The 23424-nt window shown below is 37.5% G+C and carries 10 protein-coding genes; 9 read left to right on the top strand and 1 reads right to left on the bottom strand.

The genetic code is table 11. The features are described 5' to 3' along the window. Positions 1-225 precede the first annotated feature (225 nt). The gene (gene sbcD, locus FJR04_RS19085) at positions 226-1485 is read left to right on the top strand and encodes an exonuclease SbcCD subunit D (RefSeq protein ID WP_168497768.1); all 1260 of its coding nucleotides are present in this window, start codon (positions 226-228) and stop codon (positions 1483-1485) included. A gap of 100 nt (positions 1486-1585) precedes the next feature. Here sbcD and FJR04_RS19080 read toward each other — a convergent pair whose 3' ends face one another. Then, on the bottom strand, positions 1586-7033 hold the full coding sequence (locus tag FJR04_RS19080; protein ID WP_168497674.1) for a translocation/assembly module TamB: 5448 nt from the start codon (positions 7031-7033) through the stop codon (positions 1586-1588). 295 nt (positions 7034-7328) lie between these two features. On the opposite strand from FJR04_RS19080, the gene FJR04_RS19075 reads away from it, so the two are divergent. From FJR04_RS19075 to FJR04_RS19040, 8 genes are all read left to right on the top strand, one after another. Next, positions 7329-7748 (top strand): DUF3110 domain-containing protein, encoded by a 420-nt coding sequence (locus tag FJR04_RS19075; protein ID WP_168497672.1) that lies wholly within the window; start codon positions 7329-7331, stop codon positions 7746-7748. A 54-nt stretch (positions 7749-7802) separates the two neighbouring features. Next, positions 7803-8729 carry an N-acetylmuramic acid 6-phosphate etherase gene (murQ, locus tag FJR04_RS19070; RefSeq protein ID WP_168497670.1) on the top strand — a complete coding sequence of 309 codons (927 nt, stop codon included), beginning with the start codon at positions 7803-7805 and terminating at the stop codon, positions 8727-8729. Positions 8730-9584: 855 nt separating this feature from the next. Then, a complete protein-coding gene (locus FJR04_RS19065; RefSeq protein WP_168497668.1) occupies positions 9585-10793 on the top strand; it encodes a response regulator in 1209 nt (402 codons plus the stop codon). 357 nt (positions 10794-11150) lie between these two features. Beyond that, positions 11151-11513: a response regulator transcription factor gene (locus FJR04_RS19060; protein ID WP_168497666.1), complete on the top strand. Its 363-nt coding sequence runs from the start codon at positions 11151-11153 to the stop codon at positions 11511-11513. 71 nt (positions 11514-11584) lie between these two features. After that, the gene (locus FJR04_RS19055; RefSeq protein WP_168497664.1) at positions 11585-12058 is read left to right on the top strand and encodes a chemotaxis protein CheW; all 474 of its coding nucleotides are present in this window, start codon (positions 11585-11587) and stop codon (positions 12056-12058) included. Between the two features lie 140 nt (positions 12059-12198). After that, complete coding sequence (locus FJR04_RS26265) at positions 12199-17151, top strand: GAF domain-containing protein (RefSeq protein WP_217359429.1); 4953 nt, start codon at positions 12199-12201, stop codon at positions 17149-17151. A gap of 89 nt (positions 17152-17240) precedes the next feature. Next, complete coding sequence (locus tag FJR04_RS19045; protein ID WP_168497662.1) at positions 17241-20906, top strand: hybrid sensor histidine kinase/response regulator; 3666 nt, start codon at positions 17241-17243, stop codon at positions 20904-20906. A gap of 157 nt (positions 20907-21063) precedes the next feature. After that, positions 21064-23424 (top strand): helicase (locus FJR04_RS19040; protein ID WP_168497660.1); only part of this gene is annotated, 2361 nt, incomplete at its 3' end.

Here is a 23424-nt window from a genome sequence, read left to right as displayed (position 1 = left end):
GACAAATTTCGGTAATTCAAAATTCAGAATTTTTCTGTCTGAATCAGGATTTACAGGATTAAACTACCCATATAGAGTATCTTTGTAACCTCTTACCTTCGTGTCCTTCGCTTCTTCGTGGTTCAATAAAAAAGATAGAATATGTCATGAGGATTTATAGGATGTGATTGTTTGTTGGGAAGTTGGGATTTTCAGGATGTTATAATGACTAATAAGCACTGAAAAATTATGAAAATCCTCCACCTTTCAGATATCCATATTGGTAGCGGTTTTTGCCACGGACGAATTAATTCAGCCACAGGATTAAATACACGGTTAGAAGATTTTGTTAAAACATTATCTTTGTGTATTGACCGGGCGCTACTTGATAATGTAGATTTAGTTTTATTTGGTGGTGATGCTTTTCCGAATGCCACACCTGCACCTTATGTCCAAGAAGCTTTTGCTAATCAATTCCGCCGTTTAGTAGATGCAGATATCCCCACCGTCTTATTAGTGGGAAATCATGACCAACATTCCCAAGGTTTAGGCGGTGCAAGTTTAAATATTTACCGGACTTTGGGCGTACCAGGATTTGTAGTTGGTGACACTTTAACGACTCACCGCATTTCCACTCGGAACGGAGATATACAAATAATTACTCTTCCTTGGTTAACTCGTTCCACTTTAATGACTCGTCAAGAAACTCAGGGTTCATCTTTGGCGGAAGTTAATCAACTGCTAACAGACCGTTTAGAAGTGGTGATAGAAGGGGAAATTCGCCGCCTTGACCCCACTATACCAACGGTGCTTTTAGCCCATTTAATGGCTGATAATGCCACTTTAGGGGCAGAACGTTTATTAGCAGTGGGTAAGGGTTTTACTTTACCTTTATCTTTGTTAACTCGACCATGTTTTGATTATGTAGCTTTAGGTCATGTTCATAAACACCAAAATCTCAATAAATCCAATGACCCACCAGTGATTTATCCTGGAAGTATTGAACGGGTAGATTTTAGTGAAGAGAAAGAAGACAAAGGTTATGTAATGATTGAGTTGGAAAAAGGGAAAGTAAATTGGGAATTTTGTCCCTTACCTGTGCGCGTATTTCGGACTATTGAAGTAGATTTATCTAAGAAAGATGATCCGCAAACAGCATTATTGAAAGCGATCGCTAAATATGATATTCAAGATAATGTCGTCCGACTAATTTACAAATTGCGGTCAGAACAGTTAGATGTAATTGATAATTCTTCCCTTCACCAAGCTTTAAGCATAGCGCACACTTACACAATTCAAGCCGAACTAGTTAGTCAATTAGCAAAACCCCGCATTCCTGAATTAACGGCCAGTAGCAGTATTGACCCCATGGAAGCTTTGAAAACTTACTTAAATAATCGGGAAGACTTAAAAGATATCGCCCCTTCTATGTTAGAAGCAGCACAGACTTTATTAACAGATGATCAAGAAATTTTGCTAGTACCACAGGGAAGAATTAAAAATTAGGGCTAGAAGTCAGGAGGTAGGGACGCAGGGCCTGCGCCCATTCAGGAGTCAGGAGGAAGAAGATCAGAATAGTCTCGAATCTGGGTGACAACTGACTTCTTCAAAATCTCCGTTCAAACTCAAGTACAGCCCGACTATCATCAGTTAAATTAGTAGAAGAACGAAGACGGAATTCATTGTTTATTCGGTAATTAAGACCCCATTGCAAAGGATCACCCGCAGTCAAGATTTTAATAGTAGAAATAGAAATTTTCGGAGAAATATCAATTCCTGCTTCTAACGCTAATTCTAAAGATGAGTTATTTCTTCCTGCTTCAGGTCTTTCCGAAAGAACTGTGGGAAATATTCTCAATTCACTTAAACCAATAGTATCACCAATTTGATTAAATGCACCTTGGAAATTTCTGAAAACAGCCGAACCGGCAATATTAATTAAACCCAGGGTACTATCACCACGGCCTTGAGTATCAACAAACCCACCTCCTAATAAAGTGACAATTTGTGTTTCTGAACGGGAGGGATTACTTTTGAGTTCCAAATTATCATTAATTTGACTGGCTAAACCATCAATACTTGCTTCTACTCGGACTGATTCTAAACCTGATAAACCGGAAGAACCTTGTCTGCTGAGGTCGCTATTTTGAACCACATCTAGAATCTTCGCAAATAGCCGAATATCCAAATTAGGATCACGGGGTTGACGGCTACTAAAAGTCGCAGTGTGTTCATGACCACGGGCTAAATTTAATTGGGTAGTGAACAAATTCACGCCACCTTTAGTTAACTTAATAGTTCCTTCTGGAATAGGGTCAGTTAAAGAACCATTCACAATTAAATTTCCAGAAGTTTGGAACTCGAAAACTGGTGGTCTAGCAATTTGCACATTTTTACCAAGTTTCAGTTCTAAATTATTTAACCTAGTAATTTTATTTTCTGTGTTTGCTTGATTTTGATTGTCAATTTGAGTAGTTGATAAGTTAGATTTGTTATTTCCTGAATCTACATCCTGAGAGTCTGACAATAATACTTGACCATCAAATAATTCTATATTCCCGCCAATTATTGGTCGAATCAAAGAACCAGTAATTTCTAAATTACCACTAGCACCTCCTTGATATAATCCCTTGAGATTTAAAGCTAATTGTTCTAAATTTACAGTTAGCGGATTATCTAGTTTAATATTTCGAGCAGTAAAAATAGGTAGTTCACCAACAGCCTCAATTTTACCATCACTAAATCTACCTTCGAGACTTTCTACAAAGATACGGGTTAAATCAAATTTGGCGCTACCAGTCACATTTGTTAACTTTCCTGGTAAAGCTTGGGCGCTAAAGGTAGCATCATTCAGAGAAGCAATACCTTGAACTAAAGGTTTTTCTTTAGTTCCCTCAACTTTTAAGTTTAATTCTCCTTCTCCATTCTCAAAAGCTATCTCATTAGTGAAGAGATTTAAAAGTGTTAAACCTTCATTTTTAACTTGTACATCTAGAGTAATTTGATCATCTCCTGAATTTCCAGCAGCAAAGGGTAATTGATAGGGAATACTACCAGTAATATTTGCGGGTTCTTTTCCTACTCCTAAGACATTACTCCCAAAATTCAAACGTCCATTAGAATAGCTGAAACTAGCAGTAGCTGATTCGACTGGTTTTTGATAAATTGTCCCTTCTGTAATGTTTAATTCTCCTCTAGCTTGAGGATTGTTAATACTACCTGCTAAAGCTGCGGTAGCATTTAGTTTACCTGCAATTCCTTCTGGTAATTTTACTAAATTTCTGACTAGCTGAATCGGGAAATTTTTGACTTTTAATTGACCTGATTGTTCTTTACCACCAAGATTACCTGTAAAAGCAATTAGCTTTTCTTGGGATTGAATTCGTAAAGGTTGTAACCGGAAAATTCCTTGTTCAAAACTACCTTTAGCTATAACTTCTTCGGCGCGATAAAAACGACCGACTTCTGTTGGTTTACCCCAGGTAAAGTTTTTGCCTTCGAGGTTAAATGTTATGCTTGGTTCGTCGGCTGTGGCGGTATTAATAGCAATATCACCATTAAAAATTCCCTTTAAGTCTATTAAATCTGGAATTGGTTTACCATCTATTCGTTCTTGTTCTTGATTAGCTAGGAGGATATCAATCTCTGCTAACCGCTGAATTTGGTTGAATAAAGACTGATTTGGTAATCCTTGGGAGTTGGTGGTCAAGTCCGCAGATGTGCCGTAGCTAGGTGCTGTCAAACCACGTTGTAGATCTCCCAATTCAAATATTTGGGCTGCTGCGAGAACATCTTGAATATTGCCTTTCTCAATGTTGATATTCGCTTGCAGTTGTGGTTTTTGTGTTGCTTGTTTAATGTTGACATCAAAGGTATATTTGCTGTCACCTTTGAGAAATTCGCTATTGTTGAGGAGGGCTGTATCGTTATTGTAGCTGAATTGGGTTGTAAAGCGATCGCCTTTAATACGACCAAGTTCTGGGTTGTCAATGGCTATCTTCCCGGCTGTGGCTAATGTCTGCAAATTAAGTTGCAAGTCTCCTGTTAATAATCCTGTCACTCTCCCCGGACTTAAAGGCGTATTCTCCGGTAAGGCTATATTTAATGCTTGTAAGGGAAAATTAGCCAAATCCATCTGCCAATCAACCCCTTTGGCTACACCTGATAATAAGGCTTGTTGCCACTGGACTAGAAAGGATTGGGGACTGTTTTTACCATCTAGGTTAACTGCTATGCGATCGCTTTGTCCGGTAATATCTAAACTTAACCCTTGTCCTGATACAGAATTAATGTTACCAGTTAACAATGGCTCAAAAGCAAATTCCTGTACTTTTAAATCTCTTAATCCCAATTTACCAATAATATTTGGTGCTGTGGGTTTTCCTGTCAACTGGCCATTAAAATCTAAATTACCAGCAATATCTACCATATTAGGGATATTCACGGGCAACTGTTGAAGACTATAATTTTTAGCCTGGACATTCAGATTCAATTCCGTAAATTCGGGGATTCCTGTAGTTTGGGCATTGGCTAATACATAACCTTTAGCTTGAAAATTAGGGTTATTAGAACTATCAATAGTCAACTTCTCGCCATTCCAACCAATATTTGCTTGCAGAGGTGAATCCATACCTTGCAAACCCTTACTAAATCTGACCTGACCAACAGCAGCTATATCTGCTAATTTAGTAGCAGCCAAATTTCCGGCTACTTGTAATTTTCCACCTAACTGTCCTCTCAACTGCTTGTTGAAGCGACTTAATTGTAACCCGGAAGTAGCCACTAATGCTTGATAATTACCCTTATTCAATTGAATATAAGAAGCTGTAACTAGACCACTAGGCAGCCTTAACCTACCTTCACCCAAGCCTTGAATAGTTTCCGGTTGGAATGACTCTACAGAACCTGCTACTTGCAACTGACCAGCCAAAATACCCGACAATTCCGGAGGTACAGAGGCTAACTTTGTCAAAGGTACATTATCAGCTTGAATTTTCGTCTGATAGCGACCTTGGGCAACTTGAATATTGGCGGCTTTAATTGTTCCCCCACCCACAGAGAGAACAGCTTCACCCAGCCCTGTGAAGGTTTGCAGGTTAAAATTTTCCAGATTACCGGCAATCATGAAATTACCAGCCAGGGGATTATTTAAAACCGGGTTAGCTTGTTTTAATATTTTGCTAAGACGTAAACCTTTACCGACTAACAGGGCTGTAAAATTTTGATTTCGTAACTGGATTTGGGAAATATTAACGTTACCACCAGCAATATTCACATTGGCATTTTCAGGAATAATTGTTTCGATGGCAAATGGTGAGGAACTTCCTGATAAACGTAGACGACCATTAAATTCTGACCCAGCTAGAGAAATATTTTCCTGTTGTTTTTGGTCAACCAAAGACGTTAATTTGATCTTACTAGCTTGAGCTAAAGCTTGCCAACGCCCATTAGCATAAGTCCCACTACCCCTGACCACACCACCACCAAAGTCTGCAAGGATATCACGGAAAGAAACTGTTTGGTCAGGATTAATAATAGTTGCACCCGTGGCGGGGTATTTGGCTTGAGGCGCTTGCCATTTTACTACAGTTCGGGTATCATCAGCCACACCTTTGATTTCTGCGGTGGCTGTCATCTGGCCAATGGGAAATCCTGTTTTGAGATTATATACTTGAGCGATCGCATCTCCAGGAATATTTGCGGCTTGTAGTTGAAAATTCAGTTGGGGTACTTCACCGAGTTTAATTGTTCCCCCACCTTTCACTTCGCCCCCATAAGTAGTTTTTCCGTAAATATCCGTAATACTCAACAGCGATTTACTACTTATTAGCTGAAATTTACTCCTAACTTGCTGAAAATCAACTTGATCAATCCGGGCAGTTTTTAAGCTACTCACAGTCCCCGATAGCACTGGTTGAGCAATATCTCCTAATATCTGTACATCGGCTTGAGCTATACCACTCACAGGTACTGGTAACTTGACTTTCAAGGTTGATTGGGCATTGGCCAAACTTACCGCATTCACACGCCCTTTTAAATTAAATCCTGCTTCTTGATCAATCGTTCCTGATGCTATAACAGGTATTTTTCCGTAGCTGGTAACTATATTATCTAGTGTAATTAGCAGTCCATCAAAAATAAGATTCCCCTGACTATTGTTTAATAGTTGCGGGATTTTGGGGATTTGTGCTGTCACCCCTGTGATCGAAGTATTACCGTATAATAAGGTTTTTTGATTTGGTGTCACCTTAATTTGCAAATCACCACTGACTCTACCTGTTTGTAAATTCAGTGGTAAAGTAACAATTTTGGTAATATCTGCGGCAAGGAGGTTTTGCGATCGCAAGCGAAAATCTCCTGCTAAAGTCTTCTGAGGAATTAAATCTCCAGCTATGGAAATATCACCCCCGCTTACGGACTTACCCACCAAATCTAATTTAATCCGTTTATTTTTATTGAGGAGTTTAGCCGTGCCATTAATCTCTGAAAATCCTACAGGCACAAGTTCAGAATTTTTTTTCTCTCCACTGCCTTTCGGGACTAACACTAAATTACCATTACGAAACCGCAACCTATTCAAATCAGTCTTGATCAGTCCCCCACCCTTTTCTGGCGCTATAGTTGTACTTAACCAACTGCCTTGATTATCCTGTTGAACATAAATCTCTGGGTTAACTAAAGTTACATCTAATTGAAGATTGCGGTTAATAACTAACTTCCCCAGATCAAATCCCACTTCTACTGCTTTGATATTTGCTTTATCTGGATCTGTGGGTGTAGCAGGTATTTCTGAAGCAGCAAATTTTACTCCATTCAGTGAAAAAGACTCAACTGCACCTAGTTTTACAGGACGGTTAAGTGTAGTAGTTAAACTTTCGCTGGCTAATGGTACTAATTCCTGGTAAACAAAATTTCGTAATCGCCAAATACCACCAATCACTCCCAACAGCAACAAAGCACCTACAGTCATACCACCGCGACTGAAAATCATCAACCACAGGCGTTTGAATCCAGAGTTGACGGAACGAGAATTTTGACTAGAAGAGTTAGACATAGGTTTTCACTCTTTAACTACCATATACCTGGCAAAATAATAACTAATGGCACAATACAATACTGAGATTTATCTATGGGGCTGGGAATATAAATTAATTTTGACTTTTATGTTTAACTATTAGAGTATAACGGTCTGGGAACAAAAATTACAGATTAAGTTTTCGCAAAGTTGCCAATTATATCTTTTGGTTCATCACTGAGTTTCTACAAATGCACAAAAATGATCTGTAACTTTCGTGGATAAACAGCCGAAAACTTTAATATAAATTAGAGAACCGATCAAAGGATGAATAATGCGTGTTTTTGTACTGATTTTTAACGCTGGTACTGATAATGAGGGGATTCACAGCATTCGGATTAGCAATGCTCAAGGGTTAGAAGGCAATAAAATCCTCATGTTTGAGTCAGAAGACGATGCCACCCGTTTTGCTTTAATGTTAGAAGCTCAAGACTTCGCTATCCCCACAGTGGAGATGATGAATGCTGATGATGTCAAGGAATTTTGCGAAAGCACTGGCTATTTTTGGGAACTTGTTCCCGAAAACAGTGAATTAGTCATTCCCCCGGAAACGAACGTCGAACAAACCGATTGGCAAGCCGAACCAGAAATAGAGGATACTAAGGAAGACTTATTTCCTCCCAGTCCATCTGTCCCAGAAATTGCTAATTCTGATTTAGACAGCATTCGTCGCCAACTGGAAGGGTTATTGTAATTTTGTCATTAGTTATCACTGACTACTGACCACTGACACAGGATACACAAGATCATGACAAATTTCCAGGAACGCGGGCATCTACTCACCGAACAAGTCAATCCTCATAGTCTCAACTTAGACCAACTCAACTCTCTAGAATTGGTAGAGTTATTTAATAGCGAAGACCAAAAAGCTGTAGCCGCAGTCGCAGAAGCTAAAGTTCAATTAGCAGCAGCTATTGATCGTACAGCCCACAGGCTCAGTCAAGGTGGCCGTTTATTTTATGTGGGTGCAGGAACAAGTGGCAGGTTAGGAGTATTAGATGCGGCCGAGTGTCCACCCACCTTCTGTACTCCTCCAGAATTGGTACAGGGAATTATTGCTGGGGGGGCTGGTGCATTAGTCCGCAGTTCCGAAGATTTAGAAGATCGGGCTGAAGATGGAGAAACAGCGATCGCTCAACGTCAAATTACTCAACTAGATGTAGTCGTCGGTATTACCGCAGGGGGAACAACTCCTTTTGTTCACGGTGCTATTAATGCCGCTCGTCAACGTGGATCGCTGACTATTTTTATTGCTTGTGTTCCCAGTGAACAAGTCAGTTTTGAGGCGGATATTGATATTCGTCTCTTGACAGGTCCAGAAGTTTTAGCTGGTTCTACACGCCTCAAAGCTGGTACAGCTACCAAATTAGTCCTCAATATCCTTTCTACAGGGGTAATGGTCAAATTAGGTAAGGTCTACGGTAATCGCATGGTTGATGTCGCTGTCACTAATCAAAAGTTACGCGATCGCGCTCTGCGGATTTTACAAGACTTCACCGGCTTAAGTCGAGAAGCCGCAGGTTTTTTACTAGAACGCAGCGGTAAATGGGTCAAATTGGCTCTATTAATCCACTCGACAGGTCTAGATCCAGAAGCTGGTAAGCAACTACTAGCCGCACATCAAGGTAATATCCGCGCGGCTGTCACCACCCATAACCAAGAAACTTCTAAATAGGGCAAAAGTCATGAGGTAGGGGCGCAGGGCCTGCGCCCAGTCAATATCCACTGCGCCCAGTTAAGATTCACTGCGCCCAGCCAGGAGTCACCGAGAAAGAATTACAGAAACTCGGAAACAATTTATGCCATTAGCAGTCTAAGTAATTGTCTTATTCTGAACACTTGTAGGGAGCAGTGGAAAAATTTATACATTACAAAGGAAATATGCTTGACTTTGCTATTTAATTTTGTGTATTTTTTTGTGAAAGAAGAAGACTAAATTAACATAATACTCGTAAAATTCAAAAAATCCTTAATTGAAAACATGGAATCAGGTACATAATGAAATATAACTAATAACCTAAGTTGCTAGTACACAATTGCGTAAATAAACCAACCATTAAAGATTTACACAAAGCTTGTATTATCTAGTTTTTTAACTGTTAATTGTTAATTTTGCCCTGCAATCCTAGTCAGGAAACTCCTTACTAGGAAAAGGTACAAGAGAGAATAATTACCAACTTGGACGAATAGTAAAAATAATTAAAATAAGGATTATTACTGATATAAATTGAGGTTAACAAGAGTATAATATTACAGGTGAATCAAATAGGACAGCTTATTTCAGTTAAAATATACTTGATTTAGTATAAGCAAACTTACTAAATCAGATTATCATCCGCTCTAAAGCATCAAATTCTTTTAATACTTATCCAGAGCCTGACTACAAAGAAAATTATAGACCAAAGTGCGAGCTTAGACGAGCCGACTGTATTTAATTCCCTCATCGAATCATTAGCTAGTTTACTAATGAACGTATGAATATCACCGCTTTTATCAATTACTTAATTAATAAATTCTCAAGAAGGAAACTATGACCAACCAAAACGTGATAGAAGCACAAAACCTCTTCAGTGAGTTTAAAAAATGTACTCAGTTACAATACAACGGACAACTAAATATTAAAAGTTCTAAAGGGAAACAATGGGTTTTCTACTATCGGCTGGGTAGAATAGTCTGGGCTACAGGTAGTGATCATCCCTTCCGTCGTTGGCGTAGAAACATCGCTCAATATTCTTCTGGTATTGATTTGGATAAAATGCGTTGTCGTTATGAAGATATCGCCATTGACTACTGGGATTATAATCTCCTAAATATTTTATACAAAAGACAGAAAATTCAAAGAGAAAAAATTCACGCCATTGTCGAAAGTACCATAGCAGAGCTATTTTTTGACCTAGCTCAAGAGCTAGATTTTAGCTCCATTACTTGTAGTCGCAGTCAGCAAGTCATCTTAGAAATGCCAATGAGCTTTACCAGTGCAGATATGTCCATCAAGCAAATGCAAGACGCATGGGCAATTTGGTCACAAGCTGGGTTAGCAAATATTTCTCCTAATTTAGCACCCGTGCTGCGCCGACCAGAACAACTACAACAACTCGTAAATCAATCCGTATACAGGAATTTCGTGAGTTTAATTAATGGTAAATTTACTTTACGAGAGTTAGCCGTCAGAATGAAACAGGATGTTATGCCTGTGGCTCGTTCCTTACTTCCCTATATCCTCAAAGGCATTATTGAATTAGTAGAAGTACCTGATTTACCTCTCACAGTTACCGATGTTAACTCTACCTCTAAACAACCCAGAAATCAAATTCCCCCTTTAGTAGCTTGTGTGGATGATAGCCCCCAGGTTTGTAAAATTTTAGAAGAAATTATGACCGGTTACGGATTGAGATTTATTAAAATCCAAGACGCTGTACAAGCCTTACCTATCATTATTCAAGAAAAACCAGACTTAATTTTCTTAGACCTAATTATGCCCATAGCCAGCGGCTATGAAATCTGTACACAATTACGCAGAATTTCTGCTTTTGCGGAGACACCAGTAATTATCTTAACTGGTAATGATGGCTTGGTTGATAGAGTTCGCGCTAAAGTCGTTGGTTCTACAGACTTTATTTCTAAACCCATAGTTGCTGATCGAGTCATGAACGTAGTTCGTAAATATATACGCGTACCTGGTCTATCAAATAATAACAATGGATCTCATGTAGAAACTGCCAGTGATCAGAATTTATAACCTCAATCCCTCTCTAAAAGAGGCAATATACCGGATAGTAAAGTTCTACGGACTTTTATATTTATAAATCTCTCCAAAAGTTCATAATTTTTACGGAGATAATAATAGTAAGATGGTGTTAACATTAACAAAGTCATCTGCAATTAACTTTGATTCTTGCTACGACTAGAAACCTTTTTTAATCAGAACTTATCAAACCTAAACTTAATGATTAGGTATGTTAATTTATGTTGAATACGTAGATTTGATGGAGGAATATCTATACAATGTATCAAGTGAGATAAAATAAAGCGCCAAAAAGTGTTTATTTGATCTGTTTTTGTTAACTTTCTTAAAAGAATTAAATAGGTAGTTATCATGAGTACGGTATTAGTAGTGGAAGATGGCTTGACTGATATGGAAATTATCAGTCGTTACTTGCAGCAAGAAGGTTATGCTGTAATATGTGCGAAAAGTAGTGAAGAAGCACAATCTAAAATAGTTAAAAATAAACCAGATATCATCGTTCTAGATGTGATCTTACCTGATAAAAGTGGCTATGAAATTTGTCGGGAATTAAAAGATAATGCCGATACTAGTAACATTCCTGTAATCTTCTGCTCCACTAAAAGCAGTGATGTTGATAAAATGTGGGGAAATATGTTAGGCGCTGATGCTTATCTGGCTAAACCAGTAGATAAGGAAGAATTGATGCGGACTTTGAAAGGATTGATTAAATAAAAATAGATTGCACATTAGTCACTAATTTATAGTGACTAAGCAGAATTATCTAGGGTAAAGGAAAATTAATTTTGGAAACCAAACAGAAATTTTTAAGCTTTTCTTTAGGAGTAAGAGATACCGCAGTCATTCCCCTAGAACAAATTACAGAAGTTGTGCAAATACCACTCACAGAAATATGTGGTGTTCCACAAATGCCTAATTGTGTTGTCGGAATTTATAATTGGCGGGGGGAAATGTTGTGGTTGGTTGATTTGGAAGAAATGCTAGGTTATCCACCACTTTTACAAGGATCAAATTTCTTGTCGAAAATGATGGCTTTAGTTCTCGAAAATGACGGAAAATATTTGGGAATATTAATTCGTCAACTCATAGATATTGATTGGTTAGATACCCAACAAATGAAACAACCTTCAGGAGAGGTATTCTATCCAGAAATGACACCTTTTTTACAGGGTTATTTTATTAATGATTCTGAACAAATGATTTTCAATTTGGATGCTTCAGCAATGCTGCAAACTTCTATGTGGACAATACATAATTGAAGAAGGAGTCAGCACTATGGCTAACGCCACGCTACGCTATCGACTTCGCTCAGTGTCCAGTCAGGAGGAAGGAAGAAGGAAGGAGTTGAGAATGTTTATCCAGTTTTTCGTTACCTACTATAATTATTGAGGTTCATAGCATGACGACTTTATATCAAAACCCAAATGAAGATGCTGGAAATGTTTTTACTACAGCACAAAGCGAAGAAAAGAAAAAAGATAATGGCAATGTAGCCAACGGTAATCATCAAGATTCATCGAGTAAAACTTTAATAGCCCAAGAATTTAAAATCTGGAGACAGCGGTTTCAGGAAATAACAACCAGAATGCGCCAAGTTCCTGATTTGGAAAAGTTATTATCCGTCACCGTAGCAGAAGTTAGAGATAAATTGGTGGGCGATCGCGTCCTGATCTACCAATTTACCACAGATGATATCGGTACTGTCTTAGCAGAATCTAGAGCCACAGGTTGGACACCTGCGATTAATGAAAGTCTGGCTGCTATCTTGTTTGGTGTTTATACCAGTCAAGATTATGCAGAACCCGTAATTATTGACGATATCAATCAAATTCAAGTCACTCCCTACCAAAAGCAACTACTAGAAAAATTTCAAGTCAGAGCTAGTTTAAGTTTACCAATTTTTGTTGATAGTAAAGTTTGGGGTTTATTGGTAATTCATAGTTGTGGCATACCGCGACAGTGGCAAGAAACAGAAACTACCCTGTTATCACAAATTGCCACAGAAATTACTTACCGAGTTCAGGGGTTTAAGTTACAAAGAGAACTGCAACAATCTTCTCTAGCTAAACAATCAGCAGCGAAAGTTATAACTAAGATTTTACAACAGCCAGATGTTGAAAAAATCTTTCAAACCACTACTCAAGAAGTTCGGCAATTATTGAAATGCGATCGCGTCGGCGTTTATCGTTTTAATGATGATTGGAGTGGTCAATTTGTATCTGAGTCAGTTGGTAATAATTGGGTGAAAGTGGTAACTCCAGGTTACAAAATGGTCTGGGAAGATACTCACCTCCAAGAAACCAAAGGTGGTAGATATGCCAAAGGAGAAACCTTTGTTGTTAATGACACCTATAAAGTCGGTTTGGCTCAATGTCATATTGATATTTTAGAACAGTTTGAAGCTAAAGCTTATATCATTTCTCCCATCTTCTCTGGAGAAAAATTATGGGGTTTACTCGCAGCTTATCAAAATACTGGAACGCGGGAATGGCAAGATTGGGAAGTTAGCTTTTTAAATCAAATTGGTTCACAATTTGGTGTAGCTGTTTCCCAAGGAGAATATCTAGGAACAGTACAGAAACAAACAGAACAATTAGGACAAATAGCTAAACAAGAAAAAGCATTAACAAAGATAGTTAGTCGCATTCGACAATCCTTAGATATGGGAGAAATCTTTAAGATTGCTACCCAAGAAATGCGTCAGGTTTTGAAATGCGATCGCGTCGCTGTGTTTAAATTTCACCCTGATTTTAGTGGAGAATTTGTAGCTGAATCAGTCAGTCATGGTTGGGTAAGATTAGTTAATACTGAACGGAAAGAACTGGTTGAAGATACATTTTTTCAAGAAACCAAAGGAGCGCGATTTGCTAAGGGAGAAACCATTGCAGTTAATGATATCTATGCTGCTAATATTACCCCTTGCTATTTAGAATTGCTGGAACAATTTGAAACCAAAGCTTATATTAATGTGCCGATTTTCTTTGGTGATCAATTATGGGGATTATTAGCCGCTTATCAAAATAGTAATCCTCGTGAATGGCAAACATCAGAAGTGAGTTTCTTGAGTCAAGTAGCCCTGCAATTTAGTTTAGCAAAAACCCAGATAGATTATTTAACAGAACTCACACAAAGAGCAGAACAAGAAAAAGCGATTAATAGGATTGTCAATAGAATCCGTCAATCCTTAGATACAGAAGAGATATTCAGAACCACTACCCAAGAAGTGCGGGCGGCTTTACAATGCGATCGCGTTGCTGTATATCAATTTACAGCAGATTGGGGTGGCGAATTTGTCTCTGAGTCAGTAGGTGTTGGTTGGACACAATTAGTTGGTCCAAATATTAAAACCGTTTTGGATGATACCTACTTACAAGATACCAAAGGTGGTAGATATGCCAAAGGTGAAACCTTTGTGGTTAATGACACATATAAAATAGGTTTGGCTGATTGTCATATTAAAATCTTGGAACAATTTGAAGCTAAATCCTATGTGATTATTCCCATCTTCTTTGGCGATAAACTATGGGGTTTATTAGGAGCATATCAAAATACTGGAGCGCGAGAATGGAAACCTTCAGAAGTTAACTTCTTGAATCAAATTGCTTTGCAATTTAGCCTAGCTAAATCCCAAATTGATTATGTGCAGAAAGTCCAGGAACAATCAGCAGAATTAGCGAAAGTAGCCGAACAAGAAAAAACAGTTAATAAGATTGTTAACCGCATTCGTCAAGCCGGAAATGTCGAAGAAATCTTCAAAAATACCACCCAAGAAGTGCGCCAAGCATTAAAATGCGATCGCGTCGGAGTCTATCAATTTGAATCTGATTGGAGTGGTAAATTTATCGCTGAATCAGTGGGTAGTGGTTGGACAAAAATAGTTACACCAGACTTCCAAATGGTTTGGCCAGATAGCCACCTCCAAGAAACCCAAGGTGGTAGATATGCCAAAGGTGAAAGTTTTGCAGTTAATGACATCTATCAAGTCGGCCATGCTCAATGTCATATCGAAATTTTAGAGCAGATAGAAGTTAAAGCCTACATGATTGTTCCCATCTTCTTTGAAGAAAAATTATGGGGCTTATTAGCAGCTTATCAAAACTCTGCATCCAGGGAATGGCAACCTTCAGAAATCAACTTTTTGACCCAAATAGGCTTACAATTTAGCCTCGCAAAATCTCAAATTGACTATATCCAAAAGATTCAAGAACAAACTGCCGAATTAGCGAAAGTAGCCGAACAAGAAAAAGCAGTTAATAAAATAGTTGGGCGGATTCGTCAAGCTATCGGTGTGGAAGATATCTTTAAAACTACCACCCAAGAAGTGCGCCAAGCATTAAAATGCGATCGCGTCGGAGTCTATCAATTTGAATCTGATTGGAGTGGTAAATTTATCGCCGAATCAGTGGCTAGTGGTTGGACAAAAGTAGTAACACCAGACTTCCAAATGGTTTGGCCAGATAGCCACCTCCAAGAAACCCAAGGTGGTAGATATGCCAAAGGTGAAACTTTCGTAGTTAATGACATCTATCAAGTCGGCCATGCTCAATGTCATATCGAGATTTTAGAGCAGATAGAAGTCAAAGCCTACATGATCGTTCCCATCTTCTTTGAAGAAAAATTATGGGGCTTATTAGCAGCTTATCAAAACTCTGCACCAAGGGAATGGCAATCTTCAGAAGTTAACTTTTTAATTCAAATAGGCTTACAATTTAGCCTTGCTAAATCTCAAGTTGATTATCTCGATAAATTACGCCAACAATCAGCAAAAATCGCCCAGACAGTTGAACAGGAAAAAACCTTTTCCAAGATAGTTAACCAAATTCGTCAATCCTTAAATTCTGGAATCGAAGAAATTTTCAAATCCACAACTCAGGATATCCGTCAACTCTTCAAATGCGATCGCGCCGCAGTCTATAAATTTACATCTGATTGGGGTGGTAATTTCGTCGCGGAATCAGTAGCCACAGGTTGGATAAAACTGGTTACACCTGAACTGAAAACTGCCTTTGATGACCCTTGTTTACAAGCAATGAACGGCGGTGAATATAAAAAAGGTAACAAGTTAATAGTCAGTGACATTTATGAAGCCAGTTTTGATACTTGCTACATTGAAATTCTGGAAAGATTTGAAGCCAGAGCCTATGCAATTGTTCCCATTCTCTTCGGTGAAAAACTTTGGGGATTATTGGCAGTTTATCAAAACTCTAGTACCCGTCATTGGGAAGAGTCAGAAACCAACCTGTTAGCGCGGATTGGTGATCAACTAGGACTAGCTTTGCAACAAACGGAATTCTTGCAACAGTTACAAACCCAATCGGCTAAACTATCAGAAGCAGCTACTAGAGAAAAAGCAGCTAAAGAATTACTCCAACAGCGTTCTATTCAACTGCTGATGGCTGTTAAACCCGCTCTCAAAGGGGATTTGACGGTTCGCGCCCCCATTACAGAAGATGAAGTAGGGACTATTGCTGACGCTTATAACGGCACTCTGCAAGCACTACAACAAATCGTTCTCCAGGTGCAATCATCTTCTCAAAAAGTAGCCGAAACCTCTACTAACAGCAGTACCTCACTGGTGGGATTGACTCATTTAGCTAAACAACAATCTGACGAAATCACTACAGCCTTGGGTGATTTGCAACAGATGGTAAATTCTACCCAAGCGGTAGTTAACAACGCCCAATTAGTGCAGATAGCCGTTCAACAAGCCAATAAAACTGTAGATTCTGGTGATACCGCCATGAATGAAACAGTTAATGCTATTCAAGCCATTCGAGAAACCGTAGCTCAAACCAGTAAAAAGATTAAACGTCTAAGTGAGTCATCGCAAAAAATCTCCAAAGTGGTAAATTTGATTAGTAGCTTTGCAACTCAAACCAACGTTCTCGCTCTGAATGCGGCTATTGAAGCAACTAGGGCTGGTGAATATGGTAAAGGCTTTGCAGTGGTAGCTGATGAAGTCCGTTCTTTATCTCGTCAGTCAGCAGCAGCAACTATCGAAATTGAAAAATTAGTCCAGGAGATTCAAGCAGAAACTGGAGAAGTGGCCGTAGCTATGGAAACAGGGATTCAGCAAGTTGTGGAAGGGACAAATTTAGTTAATGACACTCGCCAAAACCTGAATGCGATCGTTTCTGCAACGGCGGAAATTAGTCAATTGATTGAACGCATTACTGAAGCCACCCAAACACAAATGCAGCAATCTGGTACAGTCACTAAATCTATGAATGATGTGGCAGAAATTGCTAACAAAACCTTTGGAGAATCGCAGGAAATTGCCAATGTCTTCCAAAGTTTAACCGGAATGGCACAGGATTTATTAGCAACTGCTAGTAAGTTTAAGGTCAAATAGTTAATTGATAATTGACAATTGATAATTGACAATTATCAATTGTCCATTCTTCGTTGTCCATTGTCAATTGTAAATTTTCCATTATTATTATGATTACAGATCCAGCAATTCGAGAACAGGGCTATGCCTATTTCCTCGGTGAAGCCCCCGAATTATTACAAACTATTGAACAAGATTTATTTACTTTAGTTGACAATTCTAGTACAGCTAAAGTCCATAATTTAATGCGGGCAACCCACACGATTAAGGGTGGAGCAGCCAATGTTGGACTCGATACCATCATGACAATTGCCCATTCTTTGGAAGATATATTTAAGGCTTTATATAGTCCCAATGTTGTTATTGATGGGGAATTACAAGCTCTATTAGTTGAAGGTTATGAATGCTTGCAATTAGCAGTTACAGCCGAAGTTACTAATAGTAATATTAATGCTGACGGACTTTTGAACCGAGCAACTACAGCATTTGCCCAAATTCAAGAAAAATTAGGTGATGCTTTTGGGGCGGAAACTCATATTCCCACATCAGAAGAATTAGGATTTGATATTGTTAAATCTATTTTTGAAGTCGGAGTAAAACAACGTTTAGATAGTCTGAATCAAGCTATTAATAATCCACCAGATCGGGCTGAATTTTGTGAATTATTACACTCTCAAAGTGAAGTATTTATCGGCTTGGCAGAATCTTTAAATCTCCCCGGATTGGAAAAACTGGCACGCACAATTGTGGCGGCTGTAGATGCTAATCCTCAACAGATATTCAAAATTGCTAAAATTGCTTTATCTGACTTACAAGCAGCACAAATAGATGTTTTGGCAGGCGATCGCAGTTCCGGAGGTTCACCATCTCCAGAATTACAAGCACTGGCACAGATTACAGACGATTATTCCTCTCCTGTATCAACAACCAGTTCCTTGGCTACAGTCCCCAAATATGAGCCGTCTATTACATCTATTCACCAATCTTTTGCAGAGACATTTTTTAATCTTACTGCTAATTTTTATCAGTTTTTAATCACACTTAGTAATGGCAATAATGAACCTTTAAAACCAGCTAATGCCAAGTTTTATTTAAAAGTAATTCGTTATATTTTTGGCTGGTTTAACCACTACAGAGAAACACCAGAGTTAGAACTAAATCTCTCTTTATTAATTCCTCCACCTAGTGAAAAATCTCCTGTAAATTATCTAGAAGGGTGGTTAGAAGAATTTCTTTTCTTTATAGAAAATGAAGAAGATAGTCACTCTTTATCTCTTTATCGTCGTGGTGTAATTTTAATTATTATCCTCGCAATTGCTAAATTCCAATACACTATTGAGCAAAATAACAGTGCTATCCCTATTATCAAAAGATTAAGGCAGCAAATCCGCGAATTAGGCAAAGAATATAAAAATTACCCCCCAGTCACTGAAGCCGAAAAGAAATGGCTTGATCATCCTAAGTTACAAGATTTGCTAGTTATCAAAGAAATATCTCCTGCGTTGTTCCTTGAAGATAGTAATAATCTCTTGGAATCAATATGGGGAGGAGAAACTATTGCAGATAGTAATGAGGAAATAGTCACCACGCAAATTATAGAAACAGCCGAAGCTGTTAATCATGATAGTTATTTAGAAAGTGTGACATTATCAGCAGTCAGTGAAGAGGTGATCACAGATGATGAGACTACAAAAATTAATCAACAAGTAGAAGAGAAAACAACCGATACTGTTAATAAAAACTCCCGTCAACCATCTTTTGTGAGGGTAGATGTTGAAGGATTACAACGCCTTAATTACCTCACAGGTGAATTATTAATTTATCAAAAAAGACGGACTTTATACGATGATCAAGTTATAGAACTAATTGATAGATTAAGCCAGCAACTTAACCAACACCAACTAACTTTATATCAATTACGGGATTTACCATTACAAGGGAATAATGTCACATCTGACAATACTCAATCAGTGAGTACAGTAAATTTCGATTCTTTAGAAATGGATGTATATTCAGAGTTTCAATTGACATTACACACAGCAATGGAAGAAACTCTGCAAATCCAAGAAACTTCGGAATCTCTGGAATTGTTGATGAGACAAGCTACTCAAATCAGTGACAAAAAACAGACTTTAACCCTGAATATTATAGATAACTTGGTAGAAGCGAGAATGTTACCTTTAGGAACTATCCTGAGTCGCTTCCCGCAAATGGTGCAAAATCTAGCCAACGTTTATAGAAAACAGGTAGAATTAAAACTTACTGGTACACAAGTTCTAGTTGATAAAGCGATCGCGGAAAAGCTGTATGATCCTCTCTTACAACTAGTACGCAACTCTTTTGATCATGGTATTGAACTTCCCGAACTTCGTCAAGAAAGAGGTAAACCAGTCCAAGGTATTATTGAAATTCGCGCCTATAATCAGGGTAGTCAAACTGTTATTGAAATCCATGATGATGGACAAGGTTTAAACTTAGAAAAAGTCCGGACTAGAGCCATAGAACTGAATCTGATTCCCGATGATCATAGTGGAGATTATGTTCATCACCTCAGCGAATCTGAACTAATAGAAATGATGTTTGCTCCTGGATTTTCTACCGCTGGTAAAGTCAGTGAAATCTCAGGCCGCGGTATGGGTTTAGATATTGTGCGTACCCAGTTACAATCACTAAACGGCTCAATTTCAGTGCAATCATCTCCGCATCAGGGAACAACATTTATCCTTAAAATTCCTTTTTCTATGACTACAGATAAACTCATGTTAGTTCAGGCAGGTGGCGTTATTTATGCTTTACTACAAGATAGTATTGAAAAAATAGTTATTCCCTCTGCTCAACAAATCAAAGAATTTGAAGGCAAACAATTTTTACATTGGCGCACAGATGATGATGAATTGATGGTCAGCCTCCAAAAATTAGAGAGTTTGATGTATTACAATGGCGCAGTTCTGAGTACCAATAATCTGCAAAATATCCACGATGCTTCAGACGCAGGAATGGTAAAAAATCCCATCATTTTACTGCGTCGTCATCATGGAATGGTAGGGGTAGAAGTTGACCAAATTATTGGGGAACAAGAATTAGTAATTAGACCATTAGGAAATTCTCTGACTCCACCAAAATATGTTTATGGTTGTAGTAGTTTAGCTAATGGTAACTTGATCTTAGTTATTGATGGAACTTTGTTGATTGATACTAAAGAAATGCAAGCCACATTGGATGTCATGTCACTACCTATGACATCCCCACAAGCTTTGCCAATGTCAGAGGAAACTATTACCTCTACACCATTGATTACTACATCTACTCCAGCAATTAATACCCAAAAACAGCTAACTGCTAATGTGTCAGGAAATAGCAAATTACCAAAGGTGATTTTAGTAGTAGATGATGCCATTAGTTTGCGGCAAACTCTTTCTTTGACTTTGCAAAAATCTGGCTATCAAGTATTACAAGCCCAAAATGGTGTAGAAGCTTTAGAACAATTGCAGTTACATCCAGAAATTGAAGTAATTATTTCTGATTTAGAGATGCCGCGCATGAACGGATTTGAATTATTAAGCCATATCCGTCAAAACCCAGATTTTGCTAAGAAACCAGTTGTTGTTCTCACTTCTCGGAGTGCGGAGAAACATCGTCAATTAGCTTACGAATTAGGGGCAAATTCCTATTTAACTAAACCTTATTTAGAACATGAGTTTCTCTCTACTGTTGATAGTTTAGCTAACAAAAATCAGGAAAATTCAACTCAAGGATTAATAACAGCAGGTAAATAAAAATTTCCAAATTACAGCAGTTTTCATGTATTTGTACCACACGCTAATTTTTCTATTCCTTTCTTCCTTTGCGTCTTTGCGCCTTTGCGTGAGATATAAAATGTGATTCATTTACCCGAAAATCGCTGTAAGTATGTGAACGGAAACAAACCAAAATATGACAGCAAAAATAGCAGATGATTTAGGAAGATTATTTGAAGTAGGATTTAATATTGGTATTTTATCTTATATTCACAAAAACCAAATCAAAAATTGCTTTGGAAATTTATACCATGATGAACTTAAACATCTCAAATTTTCGGAAATTAGAAAAACCATAGTTAGGAAAGTTATCAGCAACCTAGACAGAGAAATAGCTGATACCTGGTGTCAATTTTTTGTTCAGAAAGGGTTTTTATGTGGTTTAAATTTCTTTCAGGAATATATCAACTCTATTGGATGTAATGAACCAGCAAAATTTCGACATTTAGACATTTTATATTATCAATGTTGTTTTAATGGGGATAACAGCATTGGTACTCATGAAGTTAATCATCAACAATGGTTTAAAGATGTTTTTTCCCAGTTTAAAAATTTAGAAAATCCTGCAAATTATATTGATACATATAAAGGTAAAGGTGATTTTCTCAATGCTGATAGTTTAATTTTATTGAAATATAAACGCAAATATCGGGTTTTATGTCTTGACTTGTCAGTATTTTCGATTCACACTGACGAAGATATGGAAAATATTGATTATGTAGAAATTATTCGTCGCTTATTAATGCGAGATGTTAACTATATTCGTTCTAAAAGTGTATTTTCTAGTTTGCGAATTGATACCGAATCTTTAGGTTTAGATTTTTCCCCAAGTTTAAAGGAATATTTTACAGCTTTTAAATTGAAGGATAAAGAAAGCGCGAAATTAATTCAAGCTGCTGGTTATATTTATAGCTTTTGTCAGTTTCTGGAAAAAACGACGATGATTCCAGATATATCACAGTTGGTATGTAATGCAGTTGGATATAGCGATCGCTCATTCAATACCATCTCTATTCCAGCACAGGATCTCGACATTTTCCAAACCTGTTATCAAATCTATAAATATGATAGCAGTCCCGCAGAAATTACCGACGCACGCCACAAAGTTCTCGATAGAATTAAACGTGCTGCTTGTACTAGTTTTGATCAAGGAAAGGAATTTGTTAACTCACTTTTAGAAATTAGTCCAGATACCATCAACATATTACCAACTTACACCGAAAAAATCACAGAATTTTACAACTCTGTCGCAACCGTACCCCCAGAGTTAATTTCTACTTTGAATTTAACCGGAAATCCCAACTTCCGACAAGCACATAATCAACTAATTAAACAATATCTCCTTTCCAAAAATACCTACATCTTCTTAACTGGAAATCCGGGAATTGGAAAAACTACTGCTATCGTGGATTTTCTCACACAACACAAAGATGATGGTTTTCTTTTATTCTACGTTAGTCCCCGTAAACAAGTCAATCTTGACATTATCGAGAAATTTAAAAATCACGAAACTGGAAAATTAGTTGATAACAGAATTTTTGCAATCAATTCCCACAGTCATTTAATTCAAGATAACTGGGGTAAATATTCAGTCGCATACACATCAAACCAACATCAAGATGATTTTACTTTAGGAGGAGTTCATTTTCTCAACAGTGAAAATATTCAAAGAAAAGCTAGACGCAAAGATAGACTTAAACATATTACTGATGATACATTTCAAGATATAGGACAAAAAACCAAAGGAGTTCTAAATAGTATCTGTGAAGGTTTATATAACCTCATTAGCTGTGAAAAATATAACCAAATTATTGCTACTACTTCCACACAGTCATTGAAAAAAACAGATTATGGGGATACTTTAAAACATCTCACTAAAATATTTAGTGACGCATATAATACAACAGAGAATACAGTTTTCCCAGAGAAAATGCGAAAAATTTCTCGTCGTATCAAACATCTATTTATTATGATAGATGAAATTACTGGAGATGAAGGAGGAGTAGAATTTTTAGATGGAATTCACAAAATAGTGAGAGAATATAAATTAGCATCTCTCGAAAATGGTTTCAATACTAAAATTATTGTTGCTGATGCTTCTATAGTTGATAAAAATGTCATTCGTCAACATTTAGAAGATACTACTCCCGAACCAAATAAAGTCTTTTTTCGGAAAGCAGAAGCAAACATTGAACCTCTGTCAGTGGAATCTTTCACATTTAAAAATTTACCTGCTATCATCATTAATACCAATACATATCCAGCGAAAAGTCTAACTATCAATTATCAAATTATTATTGAATCTTGTAGGTTTACCGATAAAGTCAAATTACGCGATAAATCTAACTTGGAGAAAAAAATCCAAGAGCAAATTTTTCAAGATATTCAAAATCTTCTCCAAAAATCCGCAGTTGAACAATTTATAGTTTATATCCAAAATAAGCGTAAATTAGCAGAATTCATTGATAAAATTCAAGCAAAGTTAGGAAAAGATAAC

This window comes from Anabaena sp. UHCC 0204 (assembly GCF_009711975.1).
In the GTDB taxonomy this organism is placed as follows: domain Bacteria; phylum Cyanobacteriota; class Cyanobacteriia; order Cyanobacteriales; family Nostocaceae; genus Dolichospermum.
This window is presented reverse-complemented; position numbering and strand designations above follow the sequence as displayed.